Origin of the sequence: Tepidimonas aquatica (assembly GCF_007556585.1) — a bacterium.
GTDB classification, from domain to species: domain Bacteria; phylum Pseudomonadota; class Gammaproteobacteria; order Burkholderiales; family Burkholderiaceae_C; genus Tepidimonas; species Tepidimonas aquatica.
The window spans coordinates 109,737-119,230 of record NZ_VJNA01000002.1 but is presented as its reverse complement, the minus strand read 5'-3'; the positions used below and the strand labels follow the sequence as shown (position 1 = coordinate 119,230).

Sequence of the window (9,494 nt, the reverse complement as noted above, 5' to 3'; positions counted from 1 at the left end):
ACCCTCAACAAGGCGGCGCGTCTGGTGGCGCAGACTGCCAACCGAAAGACCGCCGACGGGACTCGAAAGCTCTACGCCTGGCACGCGCCGGAGGTGGAGTGCATCAACAAGGGCAAGGCCCGCTGCCATTACGAGTTCGGCGTCAAGGTCGGCATTGCCAGCACCCTGAAGCACAGCCTCATCGTCGGAGCCCGGGCCTTCCATGGCAACCCCTACGACGGGCACACGCTGCAAGCGCAGCTGGAGCAGGCCACGATCCTGATGCAGGACACTGGCATCAAGCCCAGCACAGCGTTTGCCGATCTGGGCTACCGCGGGGTGGAGGCCGACATTGCGGATGTGCGCCTGGTGCACCGCGGCAAGATCAAGCGCCTGACGCACGAGGAGCGCAAGCTGCTCAAGCGCCGCCAGGCCATCGAGCCGGTCATCGGGCACTTGAAGCAGGATCACCGCATGGACAGGTGCCATCTCAAGGGCGAGCAGGGTGACCGGCTGCACGCGGTGCTGTGCGCGGCGGGCTACAACATCCGCTGGCTGCTGCGCATGATCACGAAGAAGGGCGTGCCCTTCTTGAGGCGAGCTTTTTTGCGCCTCATTGCGGCCGTGCGCCTCATCGGCCGGTGGCTCGCCCAGCGGCGGCCAACCGAGACCAGTGGCGCCAACCCTGCCCAGCTGCGGCTAAGGGCGGCGTGAAAATGAATTTTTCAGGGGCGACTACTGCAGGTCGTCGCTGAGCAGGTCTTGCACCGCAGCGATGCTGCCCGCAAGCAGCGGCACGATGACGCGGTGCAAGCGCGGCTCGCGCAGCTTGTCGCCGAGCTGGTCGGGGCACGCGGCGTCGTTGAGGAACATCTCGACCGCTTGGCGCCCGCAGCGCGCCGGTCGTCGGTAGCGCCCCGACGGCGCGCTGCCAAACATTAAGCTAGGTCCGAACTGATGTCGAGGCCTGGTATGCACCCCCCCATAATACGCGTCATCACCCATTCGCCACGCGGCTTTTCTCTGATTGAGCTCATGGTCGCCGTAGCGATCGTCGGAATCTTGGCGATGATCGCGTATCCGTCCTACATCAACTACCGGATAAAAGCAACGCGCGGCGCCGCGCAGACGGCCCTGCAGGACGTCGCACTCGAAATAGAAAAGCAGCTTTTTTCCAAAGCCTACAATCAGATCGACATTGACACCATTGTCGGCACGCGCGTCGATCCGGCGGTGAGCAGCGAATACACGATCAGTGGCACCATAAGATCAGCCACAACCTACCAGCTAACCGCCACCGCCAAAAGTGAATCAACATTTGCAAAACGCGACACCAACTGCACAATATTAACCATATCGAGCACAGGCACACGATCCCCCACATCATGCTGGAACTAAAGCCGATCGCCCACCGCGGCATCACCCTGATTGAACTGATGGTCACCGTGGCCATCATCGCCATCATTGCTACAGTCGCCGCACCCTCCCTACGCGAATATATTGTGCGGCGCGACATCATTCGCGCCGCAACTGAACTTCAAAACCTGATCGCCAGCGGTATTACAGAAAGCAGTTCGCGACGCCATTTAGGCGCCACCAACAGCTCCGACACTCTTCTCATTGTGGATACATCGCGCAATGTGGCATGTCTCACCACAAACAACCAGACCGACTGCGCCACAGGGTACTTGCGGATCGCACCATCCAAGTCTTGCAGCGCCTGTACTGTCACAGCCACCGTTGATGGAACCGACACGGCCAACGTGCGAATCACCATCGACCGACGCGGCTTGCTTAATTTTGGTGGCGGGAACGATGTCGCGCTAACTATCGCCAACAACAGCAACTACGCGATCACCATCCACCTCAACCGCCTCGGTGTCAGCCGCATGTGCACACCCACAGGGAAACAGCCGTTGGGCGAGGTGCCGGTATGTTAAGTCCTTACGCGACAGACGCACACCCCTCAGATCAGCGCGGGGTATCGCTGGTCGAGCTGATGGTCGGCATGACCGTGGCGCTGCTGGTCACGGTCATGATAGGCGGGAGCTTTCTGGCCGCAACGCGCACAGGGGGCACGATGTCAGCACAGCTCGACGTTCAGTACCAGCTGCGGCGCACCGTCGACATCGTTGCCGCGGAGCTACGGCGTGCGGGGTACGACAGCCAGGCAACGTTCACGACCAACCGGTTTACGCGCCGCACAGCGCCTGCGACGGATATTTTTGCGCACAAGAATAACTCCTGCGTGCTCTTTGCTTACGACAATACCATGACCACCACTGCAGGCGATAATTTTTTTGGCTTTCGCTTGAACAACAATACAGTTCAAATGCTGCTCGAACAATCCAATCTAGATACCGCCAATGATGGCACATGCGACAACCATTCGGCATGGATGTCACTGACAGACCCGCGCACGGTACGCGTTACCGATTTTACAGTCACGTTGGGGTATCAATGTGTACCTTTAGGCCCTCAGAGCACGACCCAAACCGCCGCCGAACAAAACACACCGTGTACCGGCACCAACCTGCGCGAGGTGCGGACCGCGTACATCGTATTGACAGGCCAATCTGTACGCCAGAGCGATTTGCCCAGCACGACCGCGCGAACATCGGTGCGTCTGCCGAATGATCGTATTCTGTAACCCACACGATCCACCCAAACCGACCATGCGATGCTGTGCCCGCTCATTCCAACAGCAAGGACTGGCCTCGCTGCTGATTACCGTCGTGCTTGTCTTGGCGGCGACGCTTCTGGCGCTGACGCTCAACCGCACGACGATTGCGGAGTACGTCATGCTGCGCAACCAAAAGGCGCAGCAGCAGGCTTTTGCCAACGCGATGTCAGCCCTGGAGACACTCAAGGCCAACTATGCAAACAGCATGGCAAACACGACATTTGATGCCGCGAAGATGAAGGCCGCGGTTTGCCCGAGTGTCGCTGCGATAACCGGATGGCCAACGTCGGCAACGGCTTTATGCGGCAGCTCGGGATCGGCTGCTGATATCATCGTCGCGGTCGGCCTCAGCGACGACGAAACGGCCATTGAGCGCGTCACCGAACGTCTACTAGGCACCAACCCCACCCAGGGAGGGCGTCAGTTCCCAACCCCTTTACTCACAGGCGGGGCCGCCAATATCGGCGGAAGCGCAACCGTACTCAATTATTTCAATGACTTTACCATCTGGGCCGGCGGCAATTTGAGCGCACAAAACGCCACCATCAACACATTAATTCGGAATACCGCTACCGACCCCAATCCAACACCACAAACACGCGACTACCGCGCGACCAATGTAGGCCCGAACTGCAACAACGTACCTGCAGGATACACTTGCTCCACCAACATGGGCAACAATAACAGCATCATAGGCCTGGACATCATCGACAACGATCCAACCTTATTGTCACTCTCAGGACTCACTTCCGACGACTTTCTCCAGGCCAGCCTCGGTACCGGCATGAGTCGACAAGCTTTTGTTAACTATTACGCTGGTTGGACAGTCGACTTGCGGGGCAACTTTGAGACAACATATGGGCATCCACCCTCAAGCACCAGCTTTGATTCCGTCATGAACAACGGCACCCCACGTGCGCGCGTGGTTTATGTACATGGCGACCTCGACATCAGTGGCAATACCACATACGGTTCCGCGTCCGCACCCATCCTGCTGGTCGTCGATGGTAACGCAAAGATAAAAGGGGCCTTTTATGGCAGCATCATTGCAATGGGTAATTTTTCCACCACAGGAAACACCACCATTTATGGCGCAGTATTTGCCAAAAACGCCGGCGGCGGCACCGGCAATGCCACCATTGTCTATGACCCTTACCCCAACCTAAACTATCAACCTTTTGCCGGCGCGGGCAAACCCCAAGCCATTCCCGGTAGCTGGAAAGACTGGTGATATCATGAAACGGACATACCGCGTGATCGACCAGCGTAGGCGCAACCAACTGGTACACGGCTACGCGCTTGTTGAGGCATTGGTGTCACTTGCAATCGTGCTGGTCGGGGTTGGCGCATTTGGACGTTTGCAGACGGTAACATTGCAAGCCACCCGCGAAGCGCGGGATCACACCGTCGAAATGCAAGCGGTACGCGGTGCCTATGAATACGCGCTGGCAGCCATCCGCGCCACCTACGCGGCCAACTGCGGTAAAGGGGTCGACGCAAACACACTGCAGGCTGCGTTGCAAACGGCCGCCACCCAGGCGGTGACCACCTTCCAAAACCGTAGCAGCATGGCACTCAGCGCCAGTGTGACACTTCCCCAAACGACCTTGATAGAGCTTACTGTCACGGCCACTGGCAGCCAGATGACCCCCCAACCAAGTCATACCGGCACGTTGTTGATGACGGACACCTGCGCACTGGCGGCAGCTTCGGGCCCCACCAACAATGATGGCAGTGGCACAAGCGGGCTCGCGTTCAACGCGCCGACTGGACGTGCGCGGCCTGGGGATTTTCAGGTTGTCACCGGCGCAAGCGTTCGGGAGAACACCCTCGGGGGTTACAAGATCGCGACCAAGGACAACCGCCTCATGTTACTCGACTCGAGCAACAAAAATACACTGGAGCTCGACTGTGGCGGTGACTGCACGACAACAAATTTCGTCACCATCGAAGGCAAAGTATTTGCCGTCAATAATGCCATCACCCCCAAGATACGGATATCATCCTACGGTCAATGCGCAATAGATAACAGCGCCACCCGGGTCGGCAGCAGTAAATTCTATTACTGGAATTACAAATGCTACACGGGACCAGAATGGTATGGAAATATCGGCATCGAACCCGTTTCAAGCTCGGGCAAAAAGTGGATAACCTGCTTGGGCGCATCCAACTACAACAATGAAACAACGTTTGCGACCAGCCCCGCGACATCCGAGACACAGGGCAACAAAAATACTGTAAAGCTAATCAACAGCTCACGGCGTGCCTACCGCGGGTTTGTCACCACAGGCGATAATCAATTTAGCATCGCCGGCACCATTGCCAACGTCACCTATCCCGCCGCAGGCACAATGAAACCATCAAATTACAGCCTGTCGGCCAACGCCGCCAGCTATTTTAATAATGCAGGCACCGCCGAAAAACATCATTTTTTGTTAACGCAGGACAATTCATGCCCCTCCACCGGCGACTTCGAATCTAACGGCACATATAGCGCCCTTTCTAGTGAGTTTAACTACAACGTTGGGGACAAGTTCTGCCTCCAAAGCGCAGCCGGCGCAGAAAATCCCGCGTGCCCGTCGAGTTTTCTCGCAGGCACGCAATCCGGCATCGTGGGCTGCTTAACGTATGTCTACGTTGGAGGCATCACACATGGCACGGTCACATTCGAGGCCGGCAGCGTGGCCGGATCATGCATCGCCACCGGGGTGACCGACGCGTATGTGTGCAACGTAGGCACAGGCACTGGCTCACCCATTGTAATCAAGCATATCGACAGCGATGGGACAACAGTTCTCGCTTCGCAAACGGTCTACGCCACCTGCGGTAATATGTCGGTGACGTTCCCCTGACCCCGTACCCCACGCATGTTCACCGGCATCATCACCCACATCGGCCACATCACCCACGTCACCCCCCTGGGGGCTGGGCCGCAGCACGGTGTGCGGCTAGGGGTGCAGGCAGCGCCCGACTATTTGGCCGACGTTGCGCTGGGTGACAGCATCGCCATCCAGGGTGCCTGCATGACCGTCACCACGCTGGACGGTGGGCAGGGCGTTTTCACGGTGGATGTGTCGGCCGAGTCGCTCGCGCGCACGGTGGGCTTGGACGCGCCCGGCGCGGTGAACCTGGAAAAGGCGCTGCGCGCCACCGACCGGCTGGGCGGTCACATCGTCAGCGGCCATGTGGATGGGGTTGGCACCGTGCTGGGGCTGACGCCGGTGGGTGAGTCGTGGCGGCTGGAGGTGCTGGCGCCGCCGTCGCTGGCCCGCTACCTGGCGTACAAGGGTTCGATCACCGTCAACGGCGTGAGCCTGACCGTCAACCAGGTGCACGATCGGCCGGATGGTTGCGCGGTCAGCATCAACCTGATTCCGCACACAGTGCGGCACACGACGCTGGGGACGCTGGCCGCCGGGCGACGCGTGAACCTGGAGGTGGATATGATTGCGCGTTACGTCGAGCGCATGTTGGCGCTGGGCGTGTTGGCCGCCCCGGCCTGACGGCGCGGCGGGCCGCGCGACGGCGCGCCCGCACGTTGGGGTGGTCCCACCCTGACAGTCTCTGTATGAACACCCCCAACGACGACGCACCGCTGGCGCCGATCGCCAGTGTGGATGAGATCGTGGCCGAGCTGCGCGCCGGCCGCATGGTCATCCTGGTGGACGAGGAAGACCGCGAAAACGAAGGCGACCTGGTGCTGGCCGCCGACCATGTGACGCCCGAGGCGATCAACTTCATGGCCAAGTACGGCCGTGGGCTGATTTGCCTGACGCTGACGCGCCAGCGCTGTGAGCAGTTGCGCCTGCCGCCGATGGTGCCGCGCAACGGCACCAAGATGGGCACGGCGTTCACCGTGTCGATCGAGGCTGCCGAGGGCGTGACGACCGGGATTTCGGCCGCCGACCGCGCGCACACCATCCGCGTGGCGGTGGCCCCCAACGCCCGCCCGGAAGACCTGGTGCAACCGGGGCACGTGTTCCCGCTGCAGGCGGTGGACGGCGGGGTGCTGATGCGCGCCGGGCACACCGAAGCGGGCTGCGACCTGGCGGCGATGGCCGGCTGCACCCCGGCGGCGGTGATCTGCGAGATCATGAACGACGACGGCACGATGGCGCGGCTGCCGGATTTGCAGCGCTTTGCCGCGCAGCACGGACTCAAGATCGGCACCATTGCCGACCTGATCGAGCACCGCAGCCGCGCGGAAAGCCTGGTGCAGCGCGTGGCCAGCCGGCCGCTGACCACGGCGTGGGGCACGTTCACGGCCCACGCCTACCGCGACCGCGTCAGCGGCGCCGTGCACCTGGCGCTGGTGGTGGGCGCGTGGGCGCCGGCGGACACCATTCCCGTACGTGTGCACGAGCCGTTGTCGGTGCTGGATGCGCTGGAGCTGGGGCGGCGCACCCACTCGTGGAGCCTGGAGGCCAGCCTGCGCCACCTGCAGAAGGCCGGCCGCGGGGTGGCGGTGCTGCTCAACGCCGGCGAAAGCGGCGAGCAGTTGCTGCAGCAGTTTGGCGGCAGCGCCCCCACCACCGAGGCGCCGCAGCGCGGCCGCATGGATCTGCGTACCTACGGCATTGGGGCGCAAATTTTGCGCGACTGCGGCGTGCACCGCATGGTGCTGCTGGGTCAGCCGCGGCGCATGCCCAGCATGACCGGCTATGGGCTGGAGGTGGTGGGCTTTGAACAACCCCCGATTTCGATGGAAGGATCCCCGACATGATGGGAGCGGACAAGGGCAGCGCCGCGGCGCTGGACGGGCGCGGGCTGCGCATCGGCATCGTGCAGGCGCGCTTCAACCAGGGCATCACCGACGCGCTGACCGCGGCGTGCCACGCGGAGCTGGCGGCGCTGGGCGTGGCCGAGGGCGACATCGTGCTGGAGCAGGTGCCCGGTGCGTTGGAGGTGCCGCTGGCGCTGCAGGCGCTGGCGCAGACCGAGCGCTTCGATGCCCTGATCGCGCTGGGCTGCGTGATCCGCGGCGAAACCTACCACTTCGAGCTGGTGTGCAACGAGTCGGCCGCGGGCATCACGCGCGTGGCGCTGGAGCACCACATCCCGGTGGCCAACGCCATCCTGACCGTGGAAAACCTGTCGCAGGCGGTGGCGCGGCAAGACGACAAAGCGCGCGACGCGGCCCGCGTGGCGGTGGAAATGGCGCACCTGCTGCGCCGCCACGCGCCGGGCTGACGGATGGGCGGCGCGTGGCTGGCCCGGGGCCGCGTGGTCTGGGACAATACGGCCCATGACCAAAGCATCCGAAAAATCGGCCCGCACACGCGCGCGCGAATTTGCGCTGCAGGGCTTGTACCAACACCTGGTGGGCCGCAACGAGGCCACCGACATCGACCAGTTCACGCGCGACCTGTCGGGGTTTCACAAGGCCGACAGCGCGCACTACGACGCGCTGCTGCACGGTTGCATCGAGCAGGCCGCCGCGCTGGACGGGCGGCTGGCGCCGCTGTTGGACCGGCCGCTGGCCGAGTTGTCGCCGATCGAGCACGCGGTGCTGTGGATCGGGGCCTACGAGTTTTTGCATTGCCCCGATGTGCCGTGGCGCGTGGTGATCAACGAGTGCGTGGAGCTGGCCAAGGCGTTTGGCGGCACCGACGGGCACAAGTTTGTCAACGGCGTACTCAACCGCCTGGCGCCGCTGGTGCGCGGCGAGGAGGTGCTGCGTGACCCGGCCCGCCGCCCCTGACGCCGGTGTGGCGCCGCACCGCTGGCCGGTACGGGTGTACTGGGAGGATACCGATGCCGGCGGCATCGTGTACTACGCCAATTACCTGAAATTTTTCGAGCGCGCCCGCACCGAATGGCTGCGCACGCTGGGCCTGCAGCAGCACGCGCTGCGCGAAGCCACCGGCGGCATGTTCGTCGTCAGCGCCGTGCAGGTGCGCTACCAGCGCCCGGCCCGGCTGGACGATGCGCTGTGCATCGAAACGCGCGTGGCCACGCTGGGGCGGGCGTCGATCGAGCTGCAGCAGCGCGCGCTGCGCGACGACAGCGACAGCGTCATGGTGCTGTGCGAAGGCAGCGTGCGCATCGGCTGGGTGCAAGCGCCGGCGCTGCAGCCGGCGCGCATCCCGGCGGCCATTGTGCAGGCGCTGCAGCCTTACGTGGAATCTGTTGTGGAGTCGTGAATGCCCCAGGAGTTTTCGATCATCGAGCTGCTGCGCAACGCCTCGTGGGTGGTGCAGGCGGTGGTGCTGTTGCTGCTGGGCGTGTCGGTGACGAGCTGGGCGGCCATTTTGCGCAAGATTTTTGCCATCCGGCGCGTCAAGCGGCTGACCGATGCGTTCGAGCGTGAATTTTGGTCCGGCGGCAACCTGCAGGAGCTGTACCAGGTGGCGCTGCAGCGCGCGCGCGACGGCAGCCCGATGGAGCGCATTTTTGCCAGCGGCATGCGCGAGTTTGCCAAGCTGCGCGAGCGACGCATCGCCCAGCCCGACGCGCTGCTGGACGGCGCGCGCCGTGCGATGCGCGCGGCCTACCAGCGCGAGCTGGACGCGCTGGAGGTGAACCTGTCGTTTCTGGGCTCGGTGGGGTCGGTGTCGCCGTACGTGGGCTTGTTTGGCACCGTGTGGGGCATCATGCACGCCTTTACCGGGCTGGCCAGCATGACGCAGGTGACGCTGGCGACGGTGGCGCCGGCCATCGCCGAGGCACTGGTGGCCACGGCCATCGGGCTGTTTGCGGCCATCCCGGCGGTGCTGGCCTACAACCGCTTTGCGCACGACATCGACCGGCTGGCCAACCGGCTGGAGACCTTCATCGAGGAGTTTTCCAACATCCTGCACCGCAACGCGGGGGCCACGCCGCACTGACCCCC

General features: G+C 62.7%; 12 protein-coding genes and 1 pseudogene. 12 read left to right on the top strand and 1 reads right to left on the bottom strand.

Annotation, left to right across the window (positions count from 1 at the left end; translation table 11 throughout):
- A partial coding sequence (locus tag Taqua_RS01395; RefSeq protein WP_246094567.1) for a transposase occupies positions 1-693 on the top strand: 693 nt, incomplete at its 5' end.
- A gap of 21 nt (positions 694-714) precedes the next feature.
- Here the strand turns inward: Taqua_RS01395 and Taqua_RS01390 are convergent.
- Entirely contained in the window at positions 715-918 is a 204-nt protein-coding gene (locus Taqua_RS01390; protein ID WP_144324257.1) for a hypothetical protein, read from the bottom strand.
- A 33-nt stretch (positions 919-951) separates the two neighbouring features.
- Here Taqua_RS01390 and Taqua_RS01385 point away from each other — a divergent pair, with 33 nt between their 5' ends.
- The 11 genes and pseudogenes from Taqua_RS01385 to tolQ all read left to right on the top strand — a co-directional run bounded on the left by Taqua_RS01385 (position 952) and on the right by tolQ (position 9,489).
- The gene (locus Taqua_RS01385) at positions 952-1,377 is read left to right on the top strand and encodes a type IV pilin protein (RefSeq protein WP_185969527.1); all 426 of its coding nucleotides are present in this window, start codon (positions 952-954) and stop codon (positions 1,375-1,377) included.
- Positions 1,365-1,919 (top strand): prepilin-type N-terminal cleavage/methylation domain-containing protein, encoded by a 555-nt coding sequence (locus Taqua_RS01380; protein ID WP_144324255.1) that lies wholly within the window; start codon positions 1,365-1,367, stop codon positions 1,917-1,919. The genes Taqua_RS01385 and Taqua_RS01380 overlap by 13 nt, the downstream gene beginning before the upstream one ends.
- Positions 1,913-2,629: a PilW family protein gene (locus Taqua_RS01375; RefSeq protein WP_144324254.1), complete on the top strand. Its 717-nt coding sequence runs from the start codon at positions 1,913-1,915 to the stop codon at positions 2,627-2,629. Before Taqua_RS01380 ends, Taqua_RS01375 begins: the two co-directional genes overlap by 7 nt.
- 25 nt (positions 2,630-2,654) lie before the next feature.
- Positions 2,655-3,893, top strand: a complete 1,239-nt coding sequence (locus Taqua_RS01370; RefSeq protein WP_144324253.1) for a hypothetical protein — start codon at positions 2,655-2,657, stop codon at positions 3,891-3,893.
- Positions 3,894-3,897: 4 nt separating this feature from the next.
- Positions 3,898-5,514, top strand: a complete 1,617-nt coding sequence (locus Taqua_RS01365; protein ID WP_144324252.1) for a type IV pilus modification PilV family protein — start codon at positions 3,898-3,900, stop codon at positions 5,512-5,514.
- Between the two features lie 15 nt (positions 5,515-5,529).
- On the top strand, positions 5,530-6,165 hold the full coding sequence (locus Taqua_RS01360) for a riboflavin synthase (RefSeq protein ID WP_144324251.1): 636 nt from the start codon (positions 5,530-5,532) through the stop codon (positions 6,163-6,165).
- 65 nt (positions 6,166-6,230) lie between these two features.
- Positions 6,231-7,385: a bifunctional 3,4-dihydroxy-2-butanone-4-phosphate synthase/GTP cyclohydrolase II gene (gene ribBA, locus Taqua_RS01355; protein WP_144324250.1), complete on the top strand. Its 1,155-nt coding sequence runs from the start codon at positions 6,231-6,233 to the stop codon at positions 7,383-7,385.
- Complete coding sequence (ribH, locus tag Taqua_RS01350; protein WP_144324249.1) at positions 7,382-7,852, top strand: 6,7-dimethyl-8-ribityllumazine synthase; 471 nt, start codon at positions 7,382-7,384, stop codon at positions 7,850-7,852. Before ribBA ends, ribH begins: the two co-directional genes overlap by 4 nt.
- A gap of 61 nt (positions 7,853-7,913) precedes the next feature.
- A pseudogene (nusB, locus tag Taqua_RS01345) lies at positions 7,914-8,363 on the top strand (transcription antitermination factor NusB); the annotation flags it as partial.
- Entirely contained in the window at positions 8,341-8,805 is a 465-nt protein-coding gene (gene ybgC, locus Taqua_RS01340; protein WP_144324247.1) for a tol-pal system-associated acyl-CoA thioesterase, read from the top strand. The pseudogene nusB and the gene ybgC, both read left to right, overlap by 23 nt.
- Positions 8,806-9,489 (top strand): protein TolQ, encoded by a 684-nt coding sequence (gene tolQ / locus Taqua_RS01335; RefSeq protein ID WP_144324246.1) that lies wholly within the window; start codon positions 8,806-8,808, stop codon positions 9,487-9,489.
- The last annotated feature ends 5 nt before the right edge of the window (positions 9,490-9,494 follow it).

Excerpts from the sequence above, each read along its gene's own strand:
- Taqua_RS01390 (WP_144324257.1), bottom strand. The coding sequence starts at position 918 with ATGTTTGGCAGCGCGCCGTCGGGGCGCTACCGACGACCGGCGCGCTGC.
- Taqua_RS01385 (WP_185969527.1), top strand. The coding sequence starts at position 952 with ATGCACCCCCCCATAATACGCGTCATCACCCATTCGCCACGCGGCTTT.
- Taqua_RS01365 (WP_144324252.1), top strand. The coding sequence starts at position 3,898 with ATGAAACGGACATACCGCGTGATCGACCAGCGTAGGCGCAACCAACTG.
- ribH (WP_144324249.1), top strand. The coding sequence starts at position 7,382 with ATGATGGGAGCGGACAAGGGCAGCGCCGCGGCGCTGGACGGGCGCGGG.
- tolQ (WP_144324246.1), top strand. The coding sequence starts at position 8,806 with ATGCCCCAGGAGTTTTCGATCATCGAGCTGCTGCGCAACGCCTCGTGG.
- ribBA (WP_144324250.1), top strand. The coding sequence starts at position 6,231 with ATGAACACCCCCAACGACGACGCACCGCTGGCGCCGATCGCCAGTGTG.
- Taqua_RS01380 (WP_144324255.1), top strand. The coding sequence starts at position 1,365 with ATGCTGGAACTAAAGCCGATCGCCCACCGCGGCATCACCCTGATTGAA.
- Taqua_RS01360 (WP_144324251.1), top strand. The coding sequence starts at position 5,530 with ATGTTCACCGGCATCATCACCCACATCGGCCACATCACCCACGTCACC.
- Taqua_RS01370 (WP_144324253.1), top strand. The coding sequence starts at position 2,655 with ATGCGATGCTGTGCCCGCTCATTCCAACAGCAAGGACTGGCCTCGCTG.
- Taqua_RS01375 (WP_144324254.1), top strand. The coding sequence starts at position 1,913 with ATGTTAAGTCCTTACGCGACAGACGCACACCCCTCAGATCAGCGCGGG.